The organism is Citrobacter sp. RHBSTW-00986, from assembly GCF_013783065.1.
Lineage (GTDB): Bacteria > Pseudomonadota > Gammaproteobacteria > Enterobacterales > Enterobacteriaceae > Citrobacter > Citrobacter braakii.
Window position 1 is genome coordinate 3,456,231 of sequence record NZ_CP056200.1, and the last position, 15,822, is coordinate 3,472,052.

A 15,822-nucleotide genomic window follows, 5' to 3' on the forward strand; every position below is an offset into this window, starting at 1 on the left:
TGCTAACATATCCAAATAAGATCGATAACGATAATTACTATCATTATCAGGGAAGTTGATATGTCATGCTCTGTTTCCGCGACACGTGCCTTCGCCGTGCCCGGACTATTGTTATTACTTGTTCTCACCACGGTATTAAGTCTGGTTATTGGCGCCAAGTCGCTACCTGCCTCCGTGGTGCTGGATGCACTTACCGGCAGTTGTCAAAGCGCTGATTGCACCATCGTGCTGGACGCGCGACTGCCGCGCACGCTGGCGGGGCTGCTCGCCGGTGGGGCGCTGGGTCTGGCTGGCGCATTAATGCAAACGCTCACGCGTAACCCTCTCGCCGATCCCGGCATTCTGGGCGTTAACTCCGGTGCCAGCTTCGCTATTGTGCTGGGAGCCGCGCTGTTCGGCTTTTCCTCTGCGCAAGAACAACTGCTGATGGCCTTTTCCGGGGCGCTGGCCGCGTCGCTTATAGTGGCCTTTACCGGCAGCCAGGGCGGCGGGCAGTTAAGCCCGGTACGCCTGACGCTGGCGGGCGTTGCGCTGGGCGCGGTGCTGGAAGGATTATCCACCGGAATCGCCCTGCTCAACCCGGATGTCTACGATCAGTTGCGTTTCTGGCAGGCCGGTTCATTGGATATCCGCAGCCTGCAAACGCTGAAGGTCGTCCTGATGCCGGTACTGATTGCCGCGGCTATCGCGTTGTTCCTTAGCCGTGCTCTGAATAGCCTGAGCCTCGGGAGCGACACCGCCACCGCGCTTGGCAGCAAAGTCGCTCGCACACAGTTTATTGGCCTGTTGGTGATTACCGTACTGTGCGGCAGTGCGACCGCGATTGTCGGCCCTATCGCCTTTATCGGCCTGATGATGCCGCATATGGCGCGCTGGCTGGTGGGGGCAGATCACCGTTGGTCGCTGCCCGTTACCCTGCTGGCAACCCCCTCTCTGTTGTTAATTGCCGATATCATCGGTCGCCTGATTGTCCCCGGCGAACTGCGCGTTTCAGTGGTCAGCGCATTTATCGGCGCGCCGGTGCTTATCTTTCTGGTACGCCGGAAACCGCGCGGGGGTGGCGCATGATGCACCTCTCCCGCCGCCTGATAGTCAGCAGCCTGCTGCTGGTTGTAGGTTGTCTCGCCGTTGGCTTGTGGAGCCTGCGTAGCGGCGTCGTGACGCTGGAAACCCAGCAAATTATTGCCGCTCTGCTTGGCGATGCGCCGCGCAGTATTACGCTGGTGGTGACCGAATGGCGTTTGCCACGCGTGCTGATGGCGCTATTGATTGGCGCAGCGCTCGGCGTGAGCGGTGCAATATTCCAGTCGCTGATGCGCAACCCGCTGGGCAGCCCGGATGTGATGGGTTTCAATACCGGTGCCTGGAGCGGTGTGCTGGTGGCAATGGTGCTGTTCGGACAGCATCTCACCGCTATCGCGCTTGCGGCCATGGTTGGCGGGGTCCTGACGTCTCTGGTGGTCTGGGCGCTCGCCTGGCGCAATGGTATCGACACCTTCCGGCTGATTATTATTGGGATCGGCATACGCGCCATGCTGGTTGCGTTCAACACCTGGCTACTGCTGAAGGCATCATTAGAAACCGCGCTGACCGCCGGACTGTGGAACGCCGGATCGCTCAATGGCCTGACCTGGGCCAAAACCTGGCCTTCTGCCCCGCTGATTATCCTTATGCTGGTGTGCGCCACGCTGCTGGTGCGCCGGATGCGTTTACTGGAAATGGGTGATGACAGCGCCTGTGCGCTTGGCGTCAGCGTAGAGCGCTCACGTCTGATGATGATGCTGGTTGCGGTTGTACTGACCGCTGCCGCCACCGCGCTGGCTGGCCCTATCTCGTTTATTGCCCTTGTCGCCCCACATATCGCGCGGCGGATTAGCGGCACATCGCGCTGGGGATTAACCCTGTCGGCGCTGTGTGGCGCGTTGCTGCTGTTGATGGCGGATTTATGCGCCCAACAGCTGTTTATGCCTTATCAGCTTCCGGTGGGCGTTGTCACCGTAAGCCTCGGCGGTATTTATCTTATCGTCTTGTTAATTCAGGAGTCCCGCAAAAAATGATCGAATCAGTAGCCCGTTTGCGTGGCGACCAGTTAACGCTGGGTTATGGCAAATTTACCGTAGCGGAAAACCTCAATGTGTCGATTCCAGACGGTCACTTCACCGCAATTATCGGGCCAAACGGCTGCGGAAAATCAACACTACTGCGCACGCTTAGTCGTCTGATGACGCCCGCGCACGGTAAGGTCTGGCTCGACGGCGAGCATATCCAGCACTATGCCAGCAAAGAGGTTGCTCGCAGAATAGGTTTGTTGGCGCAGAACGCCACCACGCCGGGTGATATTACGGTACAGGAGCTGGTTGCCCGTGGGCGCTACCCGCACCAGCCATTGTTTACCCGCTGGCGAAATGAGGATGAAATCGCGGTCTCAAACGCAATGCAGGCGACGGGAATCACTCATCTTGCGTCACAAAGTGTGGATACCCTTTCCGGAGGACAACGCCAGCGCGCATGGATTGCGATGGTGCTGGCGCAGGAAACGTCGATTATGCTGCTCGATGAACCTACCACCTGGCTGGATATCAGCCATCAGATCGATCTGCTGGAGCTGCTGAGTGAGCTAAACCGGGAGAAAGGGTATACGCTGGCCGCCGTTCTGCACGATCTTAATCAGGCGTGTCGCTATGCAACGCATCTGATTGCGCTGCGTGACGGAAAAATTGTTGCCGAGGGTGCGCCGAAGGAGATCGTCACAGCGCAGCTTATTGAAAAAATCTATGGTCTGCGCTGTATGATTATCGACGATCCGGTTGCCGGAACGCCGTTAGTGGTGCCGCTTGGGCGTACACCGAAAATTCATACCCAGTCATCTCTATAGGGATGACTACACGGGTCAGCGTTTAACACGCTGACCCGATGACGTTTATTGGATATTTTGGAGCAGGTCACGCATGACAGGCCCAATCTTCTCAAACGCTTCAGGGGTTATGATATCGACATGCGCGCAGTCCTGACGATATACATCCAGACTGGATATCCACGGTGACCAACTGCGTTCAGGACTGCCCCCCGGCACTAAGGTGCGCTCAGCAACGAACAGCGTGGCGTGACCAGCAAACGGCACGCTGTGTGCCGTGGTGAGCAGGCGAACCGCATCGGCGTAGTTACCTTCGATAGCATTAAACAAGGCCTCTGACGCATTCCCCTGCTGCGCTGCCAGAAACGCTTCACGTTCACGCTCGATCTCGGCCAGTACCGCGGGATCCAACCCATTAGCCTCCTTTTCCTGCCAGTTTTGCGTTTCCGGCGGCCAGGTATCCAGCAGCCCCAGGAATGCAACTGTCTCTCCTCTGGCATGTAAGCGTGCGGCGATTCCCTGCGCCAACGTCCCCCCCAGCGAGTAGCCTAATAAATAATAGGGACCATGAGGCTGCTGGCTGAGCAGCGTTGCCAGGTGATGTTCGCATACCGCATCAAGGTTTTCCGCCGTCTGCATAGGGCCATCCGGTCGTGGCGACTGAATGCCAATAATCGACCACTGCGGGCTGAGGTAACGCGACAGCACGCTAAACTGCCAGGCGAAACCCGACGCCGGATGGAAACAAAACAGCGTTGGACCATGACTTTCACGCAGCGGCAGCAGCGTTTCGAATCCCAGACGCTGCGACTGTTCATCATCATTGCTCTCCAGCAGTGCACTCAGTTGTTCAACAGTAGAAGCCACCATTATCTGCCCAGGCGTTACCTGACGCTCAAAAATCTGGCTCAACTGCGCTGCCAGCTTCATCGCCAGCAGCGAATGTCCGCCAAGCGCAAAGAAGTCAGCCTCTACGTCATTAACCTCGCAATCCAGCAAAGCCGCAAAAGACTGCGCGATGGCGGTTTCAGTCCCTGCTCGCGGCGCACGTCCTGACGTACGCGACGTCAACTGCGGCATCGGCAGCGCTTTACGATCCAGTTTACCGTTTGCACTCAGCGGCAGCTCCGCCAGTTGCAACAATACCGTCGGCACCATATGCGCAGGCAGTTTTTCACGCAGAGTTTCCCGCAATGCAGACGTATCCAGCGGTAACCCCGATTGCGACACCAGATACCCCACCAACTGTCGTGCATCGCCGCCTGTCGCCGCCGCCTGGTTGAATACGCAGGCGTGGGCTACGGCATGTTCGACATCTGGCAGTTGCTGCATCACCCGATCAATCTCACCGAGCTCAATGCGCTGTCCGCGAATTTTAAGCTGGTCATCGCTGCGCCCGAGGTATTCCACTGCGCCATTCTCCAGCCAGCGCGCCACATCCCCGGTACGGTACATGCGTTCACCAGGGTTAAATGGATCGGCGATAAAGCGGCTCGCGGTTAGATCCGCTCGCCCCAGGTATCCTTGCGCCAGTTGGATCCCCGTCAGATAGAGATCACCTGCCACGCCAAAGGGCACCGGGCGCATCATGGCGTCCAGGATCCGTAAACCGGTATTCCATACCGGATAGCCAATCGGCACGCTATTGCCCGTTACGGCAGCGAGATCGTCCCCCCAGGCCGGATACCAGCTCACATCGACCGCCGCTTCCGTTGGCCCGTATAAATTGTGCAGTGGCGCATGAGTCAACTGTTCCCATTCGCGGCATAAATCTGCAGGTAAGGCTTCGCCGCTGCAGAATACCCGTTTCAGCGAGGCACAGCTCTCCCGCGCGGTTTCCGGCGTCAGTGAAGCAACAAAAGCGGCCAGCATAGAGGGAACAAAGTGCGTGGTCGTCACCCCTGACTGCGCAAAGAACTGCTGCATCGCCAGCGGATCGCGGTGCGCTTCAGGTTCTGCCATGACCAGTTTTGCCCCGGCAATAAACGGCCAGAAAAACTCCCATACCGAGACGTCAAAACTGCACGGCGTTTTTTGCGCCACCACATCATCCGCGGTCAGTGGATAGTGATTTTGCATCCACAGCAAACGGTTAACGATGGCGGTTTGCCCAACCATCACCCCTTTTGGTCTGCCGGTAGAACCGGAAGTAAAAATAATATAGGCCGTATGATTAGGTTGAGATAGCGCCAGCGGTGCAGCATCCTCTTCTGGCAGCGGCGCGTTGTAGCACAGACTTTCCAGCTCCGGAATATCGCTAAAGCGCGCCAGTTGCTCTTCGGTCGCGATCAACAATTTTGGCTTCGCATCTTCGAGCATCATCCGCAGGCGATCGTCCGGGTATCCGGTATCCAATGGCAGCCAGGCGGCTCCCGCCTCAACAATACCGTGCAGCGCCAGCGTGAGGAACACGGAACGCGGTAATGCCACGGCAACGCTGTCACCAGGCTGTACGCCACGCTCGCGCAGGCGGCGCGCCAGCGCCACAACCTGTTGGCGCATTTCACGATAGCTAAACTGATAGCGGGCATCAGCCAGCGCCGGGGCATCCGGCGTTTTATCGGCCTGCTGTGCCACCAGCGCGCTCAGCGTGGTGGACGGGATCGCCACGGTCGTGTCGTTAATCTTCGCCAGCCGCTCATGTTCTGTCGGCAACAGCATCCCGGCATCGCCGCAGCATAGCGACGGATTGTCGGCAAACTGCGCGATAAGCGCGGTTAAACGCGATGCATGTTGCGCCAGCGTCGCGGCATCGTAGCGCTGTTTATTGGCCAGGATTTCAATACTCAGCCCGCCGTTTTCATCCGGGAACAGCGCCAGCTCCAGATCGTTCACCGGGCCTGTCGCCAACGTATGGGTTTGCGCCTGAACGCCAGGAATATTCAGCTGATAGTCGAATATTTTCACGTTCAGTACCGGGCCAAACAGCGGTTCGGCACCGGCTGCGCGCCCGCTGTCGCGAACAATTTGCTCAGCATCATATCGCTGATGTCGGCGCATTTTCTTCAACTGTGCGGCCAGTCGTTGGGCAAGTGCAGGCAAGCTTTCTGCCGCATTCAACTGCACGCCAAATGGCAGGACGTTTAAAACCGGTCCGGTGGACGTGAGCGCCGCCGACCCCATACGCCGCATAAAGATAAACCCGGCGGCATATTCCATTCGGCTGCATAAACGTCCGAGCCACAGCGCCACCAGCGCAAGGGCCAGATCCGCACGCTGAACGTCTGGCATACGTGCCGCAAGCCGGCGAAACTCCCCTTCAGGCGCGGTTAACTTCAGACGAATAATATCCGCGCTGGCCGACCGCCCTGGCAGGGGTTTGTTAGACAGCGAAGCCGGAGGTGGGAGTTGCTTTCGCTGCTCGGTCCAGAAGGCGCCGTCGCGTTGCCAGGCATCGCTTTGCCGATACTGTTGATACTCTTCCACCACCTCAGAAAATGGCGTAAAAGGTGATTCCGGCGTGGGCTCGCCATGCAGCCATACGCGGTAAATTGCGGCTATCTGGCGGGTAATGGCAGGGAAACTGAAGCCATCAACCAGCAGATGATGGTAACGCTGATACCAATACCAACGCTTTTCTCCCACCTGAATGAGCAGGTGAAAAACCAGCGGCTTAGTGCCATCAGCACGGATGTCCTGCTGCAGGTCTGCCTGCATCAAGGCGCGCGCTGCCGCATGCGGATCGGATTTTTCGCGCAGATCGATAATTTCTGGTGGCGCAAAGGCAAGCGCAGAGTCTACCCATTGCCAGACCTCGCCGTTATCTTCGCTAAACCGCATCCTTAGAGTATCGGCCTGCTCCAGACCCGCCACTACCGCTTTCGCCAGCAACGGTGCGTCCAGTTCGCCGGTTAATTCTACGTAGTGCGCCACGCTCCACGCTGAGGGCAATGTGGAGAGTTTTTCTGCCATCCAGATCCCCGGCTGAGCCGCAACTAACGGTAAACGTTGAGTCATGGAGCCTCCTGCACATCGACGTAGTTCGCTGGCGTCAGCGCGGTCCAGTTTGCATCCAGCCATTGCTGGCAGGCTTCCTGTGATTGGGGTTCGCACGCGACCGTCCAGCCAGCAGGAAGTGAGCATTGCTGCGGCCAAAGGCTAAACTGACGTTGGGGATTTTGCAGAATGTAAAACTGGCCCTGCGGATTATCGAAGGGATTACTGAATTCCATACTCAACTCCTGTCGTGGAACATCGTCCGGTTAAATCGTGTCGGTAAGCGGTTGCCAGAGCGTGATCAGCCCTTGCATCAGTCCGCCGCGCCAGCAAAGCGCATCGTGTCCACCATCAACCTGACGCCAGAAAATAGACTGTGGTGCAGAGGGTAACTGGGCATAAAGCGCCTGATTGGCGCGATAAATAATGGGCTCGCGGATCCCGGCTTCCAGGACAATACGCAGCCCCTGGGCGCTTATCTTTCCGCTCTTCAGTTGCTCAACGAGCGCCCCATCCTGATGACCACCGCGATGCGGCCACCAATAAGAGCCTGACTGGCTGAGCACACAGCCAAAGCGCGCGGGCCAGTTAAGCCCGGCATACAGCGATGACAGCCCGCCAAAACTTTGCCCGGCGACGACGGTACGCTGCGGGTCGTCACTGAACGCGGTCGTGGTCTTCACCAGCGGCAATAACTCCTGCTGTACCGCCAACCAAAAATCCGCATTACACGGCAATTCGCGGCTGCGGTGAGCCGTGTCGATGGTATCAACCAGGAGATAAACGGCGGGCGGGAGGTGTCCGCGATGGGTGAGTGAAGTCAGCGCAGGCCAGACCGGCATACTTTGTGCCCAAAACTGTCCGTCCAGCAGTATAGCCAGGGGACGCGCTTCCGGCTGGGCTTCACCAGTGGTAAACACCCACACGCGGCGTGTATTGCCGAGTCTGGCGCTACGCCATTGCAGGCAAACTGCGGGCGAGTCGGGGTTTTCAGGTCGATCCCATCCCGGTTGTACGGGTGCATCAGGCATTTCCAGCGCAGACACCGCATGGCCACGACCGCCCTGCCAGCTCTGCGGATTGAGGGGATCGGCAATAGCCTGCGGCAACAATTGCCGCCAGCCTTCACGCAGCACGGTTCGGTCAGGCGCTTCGCCCGGCGTCTGCGCGGCAAAAATATCATTTCGTTCTGTTGGGATAAAACAGTAACTGCCGCGCCAGTTGGCGCTGAGGGAAACACTCCAGCACCAAACATTTGTTCCGTCAATGCGTTGCATCGACTGCGGGGTGGCATTTTGATGGTGGTCGGTGACGCCGGTGATATAGACCCATACGCGATGAATGGCTGACTCTTTTTCCGTTCCCTGCGGGTCGCGCCACCAGAAGGTTACCCGATAATTTCCGTTGTCTTCACGCTCCCACTCCGGGCCTTTTTTTGACTGCCACCACGCCTCGCTTCCCATCTTTAACGTCGTCACCGCCATAACCCCATGTTTATTGTCAAATTTTATGATCTAGCGTGAAATATATTGATAATATTATTGATAACTATTTGCATTTGCAATAGCGTATTGTCGCGCTGTGGGAAGCGCGCACAGTTTTTCACCACTTATAAACCGGCCTGGCGCTGCGTACTTTTTCTGGAATGGAGGGTTTACGCGGATGCGGGCGACATCAGACCAAATGCCGCACCACGGCACATTGGTACTCGTGGCTAAAAGAACAGCAGGACATACAATGAACAACAAGATTCATTCACTGGCCTTATTGGTCAATTTAGGGATTTACGGGGTAGCCCTGCCAGCGATGGCAGAAGATCAAACCGATAGCGCCGCTGTCTCTCATGAAGACACCATCGTGGTTACCGCCGCCCAGCAGAACCTGCAGGCACCGGGCGTTTCAACCATTACCGCTGATGAAATTCGTAAGAATCCTCCCGCTCGCGATGTGTCGGAAATCATCCGTACCATGCCAGGCGTCAACCTGACCGGTAACTCAACCAGCGGTCAACGCGGCAACAACCGCCAGATCGATATTCGCGGCATGGGGCCGGAAAACACCCTGATTCTGATCGACGGCAAACCGGTAACCAGCCGTAACTCTGTGCGTCAGGGCTGGCGCGGCGAGCGTGATACCCGCGGCGATACCGCATGGGTGCCACCAGAAATGATCGAACGTATTGAAGTGCTGCGCGGTCCTGCCGCGGCACGCTATGGCAACGGTGCGGCTGGCGGCGTGGTGAATATCATCACCAAAAAAGGCAGCAACGAATGGCACGGCTCCTGGGATACCTATTTCAACGCCCCGGAACATAAAGACGAAGGTTCAACCAAACGCACCAACTTTAGCCTGAACGGTCCGCTGGGCGGGGATTTCAGCTTCCGTTTGTACGGTAATCTCGATAAAACCCAGGCCGACGCGTGGGATATCAACCAGGGTCATCAGTCAGAACGTACCGGCACGTATTCAAATACTTTACCGGCTGGTCGTGAAGGGGTGATCAACAAAGACATTAACGGCGTGGTTCGCTGGGATTTCGCCCCGCTCCAGTCACTGGAACTGGAAGCTGGCTATAGCCGTCAGGGCAACCTGTATGCGGGCGACACCCAAAACACCAACACCAACCAACTGGTGAAAGATAACTACGGGAAAGAGACCAACCGTCTTTACCGCCAGAACTACTCTCTGACCTGGAACGGCGGCTGGGATAACGGCGTCACTACCAGTAACTGGGTGCAGTATGAACATACGCGTAACTCCCGTACGCCGGAGGGCCTGGCGGGGGGTACCGAAGGGATTTTCGACCCGAATGCGTCACAAAAATACCTCGACGCCGACCTGAGTGACGTCATGCTGCACAGTGAAATCAGCATTCCGTTAGATCTGCTGGTTAACCAAAATCTGACGCTCGGTACTGAATGGAACCAGCAGCGCATGAAGGACATGTTGTCCAATTCGCAGACCTTTATGGGCGGTGATATTCCAGGGTCCAGCAGCACCAACCGCAGCCCGTACTCAGACGCAGAGATTTTCTCTCTGTTTGCTGAAAACAACATGGAACTGACCGACAGCACCATGCTGACGCCAGGTTTGCGTTTCGATCATCACAGCATTGTGGGCGATAACTGGAGTCCGTCCCTGAACCTGTCCCAAGGTCTGGGCGATGATTTCACCCTGAAGATGGGGATTGCGCGCGCCTATAAAGCGCCAAGCCTGTATCAGCTCAACCCGAACTACATTCTGTACAGTAAAGGTCAGGGTTGCTACGCCACCGGCTCCGCGACCGGTATTGGTTGCTACATGATGGGCAACGATGATCTGAAGGCCGAAACCAGTATCAACAAAGAGATTGGTCTGGAGTTCAAACGCGACGGCTGGCTGGCTGGGGTAACCTGGTTCCGCAACGATTACCGTAACAAGATTGAAGCAGGTACGGTCCCGTTCGACAGAACGTCTATCACCAACAAAGGGAAAACGACTTATACCGATATCTATCAGTGGGAAAACATTCCTAAAGCGGTAGTTGAAGGTCTGGAAGGGACGTTGAACGTGCCGGTTAGCGAGACCGTTAACTGGACTAACAACATCACCTACATGCTGCAAAGTAAGAATAAAGAGACCGGCGAGCGTCTGTCGATTATTCCTGAATACACGCTGAACTCGACCCTGAGCTGGCAGGCACGTGAAGATCTGTCATTGCAATCCACCTTCACCTGGTACGGCAAACAGCAGCCGAAAAAATACGATTACCAGGGTAAACCCGTTACCGGTAGCTCGGCCAGTGAAGTCAGCCCATACAGCATCGTAGGCCTGAGTGCGACCTGGGATGTGACGAAAAACGTCAGCCTGACCGGCGGCGTGGATAACGTCTTTGACAAACGTCTGTGGCGTGAAGGGAATGCCCAGACCACGGGCGATATCGTGACCGGGAACTATATGGCGGGCGCAGGCGCGCACACCTATAACGAACCGGGCCGGACGTGGTTCATGAGCGTTAACACACACTTCTGATAACGTTTTTCCCTCTCCTCGCTGCGGGGAGAGGGAAACCGTAAGAAATCATGCACACAACGCACATCCCGCTCCCTTTCGCAGATCATACGCTGCACATTGTCGAATTTGATCCCGACACTTTCCATGAGCACGACCTGCTCTGGCTTCCCCACCACACTCAGCTCCACTCCAGTGGGCGTAAGCGTAAAGCTGAGCATTTAGCGGGGCGTATTGCCGCAGTCCACGCACTGCGTGAATTTGGCCACAAAACCGTGCCCGGCATCGGTGTGCAACGCCAACCATTGTGGCCGCAGGATCTGTTTGGCAGCATCAGCCATAGCGCAACAACGGCGCTGGCGGTCGTATCAACGCATCCCATTGGGCTGGATATAGAAGCTATTTTTACACCACAAACCGCAGTTGAGCTGGCTGATGGCATTATTGATAACCACGAACATCAGATTTTGCAGCATGCCTGCCTGCCCTTTCCGCTCGCCTTAACCCTGGTATTCAGCGCAAAGGAGAGCCTGTATAAGGCGTTTTCCAATCAGGCATCGGGGCTACCAGGTTTCACCAGCGCAAAAATCACCGCACTCACGACTCAGCAATTAACATTACAAATCATGCCGTCATTTTCGGCAAACCTCGGCAATCAAGAAGTTAACGTTCATTGGTTTCAGCGTGATAAAAATATCGTGACGCTATTTCCATTCTCACCATCAGGATCGTGATCCTTTTCTCTTTTTAAGAAATTAGCTGCGCAAATCGTAGACAGTTCGATTATCTCGACTTATCGTTAACTTGAATAATAAATCATATTTGAATAAATATTCAAAGTGGAGAAAGAGATGAACAAGACCTTGATTAAATCCGTATTACTGGCCTCGATCCTTACCACATCGGGTTCGCTGTATGCTGCCGACAACGGACTGATTGCGATTATTACCCCTTCTCACGATAACCCGTTTTTTAAAGCCGAAGCCGACGGTGCAGTCGCCAAAGCAAAAGAGCTGGGATACGCCACGCTGGTTGCCTCTCATGATGATGACGTCAATAAACAAAACCAACTGATTGAGACTGCTATTGCTCGTAAAGCGAAAGCGATCATTCTCGATAATGCGGGTGCAGATGCCACCGTAGGGCCGCTGGAAAAAGCCAAAGCAGCGGGTGTAGCTGCTTTTCTGATCGATCGCGAAATCAATAAAACCGGTATCGCGGTGGCGCAAATCGTGTCGAATAACTATCAAGGCGCACAGCTCGGCGCAGAGAAGTTCGCCAGGTTACTGGACGGAAAAGGGAAGTACGTTGAACTGCTGGGACGTCAATCCGACACCAACGCCCATGTACGCTCGCAGGGGTATCACGATGTACTCGATGACTATCCGGACATGAAAATGGTAGCCCAGCAGACGGCAAACTGGAGCCAAACCGAAGCCTTTACCCGAATGGAAGCCATTCTACAAACCAACCCAGATATCGTAGGCGTGATCTCAGGTAACGACACTATGGCGCTGGGTGCAGAAGCCGCACTAAAAGCGGCGGGGAAAAATAATGTCATCGTGGTCGGTTTTGATGGCAGCGACTACACCCGCGATTCAATCATTAATAAAAGCAATATTAAAGCGACAGTACTGCAGCCCGGCTGGCAACAGGCACAAATGGCTGTTGAGCAGGCGGATTACTATCTGAAAAACGGCAAAGCCCAGAAAGAAGAAAAACAGCTCATGGATTGCGTGCTGATTGACGAAACCAATGCCAGCAAGCTGAACAAGTTCAACCTGAGCCACTAAGCGGAGGCACTATGTCGTTAACACAATGGGGTGCCGCGCTGGTTGGATGCGCCACCCTGTTGCTGACGGCCTGTACGGTAGTTGACCTCGACGAAAACGGCAAACCAATTATCCCGGCCGATCCTCAGGCCAAAGCCAGTTTCGACAACCAGACTCCCGATCAGATCGCGCAACAAACCTGGCAATCCCGCGTCCTGGAAGCGGCACAGCAACATGTTCTGGATGCTTCAGCGCTGACCACTCGCCTGAAGGCCCCCTCACCCGCTCCCGAAAGCGTGTTTGTACGCCTGACCAGCCAGATTGATAGCGTCGACACCACCAATGGGCGAGAGCACACCATCGTGGTGAGGGTCAATGATATGCCCGTCACGATTCAGATTGGCCCGGTAATGCGTGGCAATGCTATTCGCGATGCCAGTGGTTTCAAGTTTGAAGATTTTACTAACCAGGTTCAGTTTGCCCAACTGTCACGGGCTTATAACCGCGAAGCGGCGAAACAGTTACCCACCGTAGACACTAGCTGGCAAGGGAAAACTGCCACGGTGCTATTCGCCGTGACGTTGAATGCTGGAAAAGCGGAAAACGCAGCAGCACTGACGCTGGAACAGGAGGCTCACTAATGCGCAATACCTCAGCGGATGACATCATCCTGCGCACGCATGCCATTTCAATGCTGTTTCCCGGCACAATTGCGCTGGACAGCGTCGATTATCAGGTCTGGCGTGGCAAGGTGAATGTGATTATTGGTGAGAATGGTGCGGGGAAATCGACGTTGATGAAGATCCTCGCTGGCGTTCAGCAACCCAGTAGCGGTGAGATGTCGCTCAATGGAAATCCCGTGCGCTTTGCCAGCACCCGGGATGCTGCGGCACATGGAATTGGTATGGTGCATCAGGAGCTAAACCTGTTTGAGAACCTCACCGTCGCGGAAAACATTTTCCTCGGTCGGGAGATTCAAAAAGGCGTGGCCCCCATCAATGAGGCCGAGCAAGAGAAACGCACCGCGGAATTATTAACCCGGCTCGATCAGCCGATATCACCGCGCGACCTGGTTGGCAATCTCAAAGTAGGGCAGCAACAGCTGGTCGAAATCGCCAAAGCACTGGCTGAAGATGCAGATATCCTGATTCTTGATGAACCCACCTCGGCGCTCAGTAAAACTGAAGTCGAGATTCTGTTTCGCGTGATCCGTGAACTTACTCGCCAGGGCGTGTCGATAATCTATATCTCCCATCGTCTCGAAGAATTGATGGCAATTGGCGATGTGATCACTATTTTACGCGATGGTAAATTTCAAGCCGAAGCCAAGGTTAGCGACATCGATGTCCCGTGGATTGTGCGCGAGATGTTGGGCAGTGATCCGGTAAGCAACTTTCTCGAACCCGGCCGCACGTTTGGAGCTCCGGTTCTGGAAGCTGAACATATCACCTGCGTGAATACCGCTGGCAGCGCAGTCGTCAATGACGTCACCTTTAACGTTCACGCCGGTGAAATTGTCGGTATCTATGGACTTATGGGGGCTGGGCGAACCGAATTGTTCGAGTGCTTGTTAGGTACTGAGCGCAACTACCTCGGAAAACTGTGGCTCGACAGCAAACCGGTCCCGCAACGCTTAACCACCGCCGATCGCATCCGTATGGGAATGAGTCTGGTGCCGGAGGATCGCAAGCGCACAGGGATTTTCCCCATTTCATCCGTCGCCACCAATCTGACCATTGCCAGCCTTTGGCGGCGTCTGCAACGTGGCTTTGCCATTGCCCGCAAAGATGAAGAGGCCGTGGTCGCCAGCACAATTGGCAATCTGTCGATAAAAGTCTCCTCGCCAGAGGTTGAAATTCAGGCGCTGAGCGGGGGGAACCAGCAAAAAGTGGTGATTGGTCGCTCTCTGCTCACCAATCCCAAAATTCTATTTCTTGACGAACCCACACGCGGCATCGATGTCGGGGCGAAAGCCGATGTGTTCCGCATGATGGTCCAGCTTTCCCAGCAGGGTATTGCTGTGGTCTTCTCCACCTCAGATTTAAAAGAAATTATGGCGGTTTCTGACCGCATTCTGGTGATGTCCGGCGGCAAGCTAACTGCCGATATCGCCCGCGATCGTGCCGAAGAATCGGCGCTGGTAACCGCAAGTGCTCAGGGGTTCTGATATGAAAACACTACAATCTGCCGCCATCGCGCCTCGCTCCACAGTCGCCTTCTCTCGGGAAAATATCCTGCTACTAATCCTAAAACTGCGCACTTTTATTGCACTGTTTTTAATCGTCGGGTTCTTTGCCTTCACCGTACCGGGATTTCTCTCTGGCGGCAGCATGGTCATTATGATCAAGCATATCGCCATTAACGCCTTTCTGGCGCTGGGGATCACGTTTGTCATTATTACCGCCGGGATTGATCTCTCAATTGGCGCTACGCTTGGGCTGTGCGGCATGGTCGCGGGATGGCTAATCACTAAAGGCATTGTATTGCCAATGTTCGGCATCGCAATTTTCCCCAGCGTCTGGGTGATTGTGCCTGTCGTCTTGTTGATTGGTGGGCTGATTGGCGCGGCGAATGGTTGGATCATCACCCACTATAACGTCGCACCGTTTATTTGTACGCTCGGAACCATGTACGTTTTGCGCGGGGCGGCGATGCTGACCTCCGATGGGCAAACCTTTCCCGGGCTTTCCGGCAATCCGCAGCTCGGCAATACCGGTTTTGATGAGATTGGTGCCGGTACATTGTTTGGGATTCCGTGGGCCATCTGGATGATGATTGTGCTGGCACTGGTCATTGCTTACGTCGCTCGTCGTCTACCCTTTGGTCGCCACGTTTACGCCATCGGGGATAACGAGCGCGCTGCTGAGCTGTCAGGGGTAAAAGTAAAACAGGTGAAAATCTGGGTGTATACCCTATCCGGACTGTGTGCCGCGATTGCTGGAATTGTGGTCTCGGCACAGCTTTCCGCCAGCCATCCGGCCAACGGTACGGCATTTGAGATGAACGCCATTGCCGCAGTGGTTCTCGGCGGTACGTCACTGGCCGGTGGACGGGGCACGATTTTAGGCACGCTGATTGGCGCTTTCGTTATCGGTTTTCTGGCCGATGGTCTGGTGATGATGGGCGTCAGCGAGTTCTGGCAAATGGTGATTAAAGGTATCGTGATTATCGTCGCGGTCATCATCGACCAAATGCAAAACCGGATGCAGCAAAAAGCCGCGGTGGTAGCACAAAAGGCGGCGATGGAAAGCCAGTAATCCCCTCTGAAAA

Annotated in this window: 12 protein-coding genes; 9 read left to right on the plus strand and 3 right to left on the minus strand. The window is 55.5% G+C overall.

Annotated elements, in window-relative coordinates:
• Window positions 1-60 precede the first annotated feature (60 nt).
• The 3 genes from fepD to fepC are packed head-to-tail and all read left to right on the plus strand — an operon-like array spanning window position 61 to window position 2,875.
• Complete coding sequence (gene fepD / locus HV345_RS16900; protein ID WP_181635838.1) at window positions 61-1,068, plus strand: Fe(3+)-siderophore ABC transporter permease; 1,008 nt, start codon at window positions 61-63, stop codon at window positions 1,066-1,068.
• Entirely contained in the window at window positions 1,065-2,057 is a 993-nt protein-coding gene (gene fepG / locus HV345_RS16905; RefSeq protein ID WP_016152193.1) for an iron-enterobactin ABC transporter permease, read from the plus strand. The genes fepD and fepG overlap by 4 nt, the downstream gene beginning before the upstream one ends.
• On the plus strand, window positions 2,054-2,875 hold the full coding sequence (fepC, locus tag HV345_RS16910) for an iron-enterobactin ABC transporter ATP-binding protein (protein ID WP_016152192.1): 822 nt from the start codon (window positions 2,054-2,056) through the stop codon (window positions 2,873-2,875). The genes fepG and fepC overlap by 4 nt, the downstream gene beginning before the upstream one ends.
• Before the next feature lie 45 nt (window positions 2,876-2,920).
• On the opposite strand, the gene entF is transcribed toward fepC, so the two are convergent.
• The 3 genes from entF to fes are packed head-to-tail and all read right to left on the minus strand — an operon-like array spanning window position 2,921 to window position 8,274.
• Window positions 2,921-6,811 (minus strand): enterobactin non-ribosomal peptide synthetase EntF, encoded by a 3,891-nt coding sequence (gene entF / locus HV345_RS16915; RefSeq protein WP_181635839.1) that lies wholly within the window; start codon window positions 6,809-6,811, stop codon window positions 2,921-2,923.
• Window positions 6,808-7,026, minus strand: a complete 219-nt coding sequence (locus tag HV345_RS16920; RefSeq protein WP_181635840.1) for an MbtH family protein — start codon at window positions 7,024-7,026, stop codon at window positions 6,808-6,810. The genes entF and HV345_RS16920 overlap by 4 nt, the downstream gene beginning before the upstream one ends.
• 30 nt (window positions 7,027-7,056) lie before the next feature.
• Window positions 7,057-8,274: an enterochelin esterase gene (fes, locus tag HV345_RS16925; protein WP_181635841.1), complete on the minus strand. Its 1,218-nt coding sequence runs from the start codon at window positions 8,272-8,274 to the stop codon at window positions 7,057-7,059.
• Window positions 8,275-8,527: 253 nt separating this feature from the next.
• On the opposite strand from fes, the gene HV345_RS16930 reads away from it, so the two are divergent.
• The 6 genes from HV345_RS16930 to HV345_RS16955 all read left to right on the plus strand — a co-directional run bounded on the left by HV345_RS16930 (window position 8,528) and on the right by HV345_RS16955 (window position 15,809).
• Window positions 8,528-10,801 (plus strand): TonB-dependent siderophore receptor, encoded by a 2,274-nt coding sequence (locus HV345_RS16930; protein ID WP_016155941.1) that lies wholly within the window; start codon window positions 8,528-8,530, stop codon window positions 10,799-10,801.
• Window positions 10,802-10,851: 50 nt separating this feature from the next.
• The gene (gene entD / locus HV345_RS16935; protein WP_047415103.1) at window positions 10,852-11,514 is read left to right on the plus strand and encodes an enterobactin synthase subunit EntD; all 663 of its coding nucleotides are present in this window, start codon (window positions 10,852-10,854) and stop codon (window positions 11,512-11,514) included.
• A 117-nt stretch (window positions 11,515-11,631) separates the two neighbouring features.
• Complete coding sequence (locus tag HV345_RS16940; RefSeq protein ID WP_016152186.1) at window positions 11,632-12,573, plus strand: D-ribose ABC transporter substrate-binding protein; 942 nt, start codon at window positions 11,632-11,634, stop codon at window positions 12,571-12,573.
• 11 nt (window positions 12,574-12,584) lie between these two features.
• A complete protein-coding gene (locus HV345_RS16945) occupies window positions 12,585-13,193 on the plus strand; it encodes a DUF2291 family protein (RefSeq protein WP_181635842.1) in 609 nt (202 codons plus the stop codon).
• Entirely contained in the window at window positions 13,193-14,719 is a 1,527-nt protein-coding gene (locus tag HV345_RS16950; RefSeq protein ID WP_170976005.1) for a sugar ABC transporter ATP-binding protein, read from the plus strand. The genes HV345_RS16945 and HV345_RS16950 overlap by 1 nt, the downstream gene beginning before the upstream one ends.
• A gap of 1 nt (window position 14,720) precedes the next feature.
• Window positions 14,721-15,809, plus strand: a complete 1,089-nt coding sequence (locus HV345_RS16955; RefSeq protein ID WP_016152183.1) for an ABC transporter permease — start codon at window positions 14,721-14,723, stop codon at window positions 15,807-15,809.
• Window positions 15,810-15,822: the final 13 nt, after the last annotated feature.

What these genes read in the sequence shown, in the direction of transcription:
- HV345_RS16945 (WP_181635842.1), top strand. Translation starts at nt 12,585, where the DNA reads ATGTCGTTAACACAATGGGGTGCCGCGCTGGTTGGATGCGCCACCCTG.
- entF (WP_181635839.1), bottom strand. Translation starts at nt 6,811, where the DNA reads ATGACTCAACGTTTACCGTTAGTTGCGGCTCAGCCGGGGATCTGGATG.
- fes (WP_181635841.1), bottom strand. Translation starts at nt 8,274, where the DNA reads ATGGCGGTGACGACGTTAAAGATGGGAAGCGAGGCGTGGTGGCAGTCA.
- fepC (WP_016152192.1), top strand. Translation starts at nt 2,054, where the DNA reads ATGATCGAATCAGTAGCCCGTTTGCGTGGCGACCAGTTAACGCTGGGT.
- HV345_RS16920 (WP_181635840.1), bottom strand. Translation starts at nt 7,026, where the DNA reads ATGGAATTCAGTAATCCCTTCGATAATCCGCAGGGCCAGTTTTACATT.
- HV345_RS16930 (WP_016155941.1), top strand. Translation starts at nt 8,528, where the DNA reads ATGAACAACAAGATTCATTCACTGGCCTTATTGGTCAATTTAGGGATT.
- HV345_RS16940 (WP_016152186.1), top strand. Translation starts at nt 11,632, where the DNA reads ATGAACAAGACCTTGATTAAATCCGTATTACTGGCCTCGATCCTTACC.
- fepD (WP_181635838.1), top strand. Translation starts at nt 61, where the DNA reads ATGTCATGCTCTGTTTCCGCGACACGTGCCTTCGCCGTGCCCGGACTA.
- fepG (WP_016152193.1), top strand. Translation starts at nt 1,065, where the DNA reads ATGATGCACCTCTCCCGCCGCCTGATAGTCAGCAGCCTGCTGCTGGTT.
- HV345_RS16955 (WP_016152183.1), top strand. Translation starts at nt 14,721, where the DNA reads ATGAAAACACTACAATCTGCCGCCATCGCGCCTCGCTCCACAGTCGCC.
- entD (WP_047415103.1), top strand. Translation starts at nt 10,852, where the DNA reads ATGCACACAACGCACATCCCGCTCCCTTTCGCAGATCATACGCTGCAC.
- HV345_RS16950 (WP_170976005.1), top strand. Translation starts at nt 13,193, where the DNA reads ATGCGCAATACCTCAGCGGATGACATCATCCTGCGCACGCATGCCATT.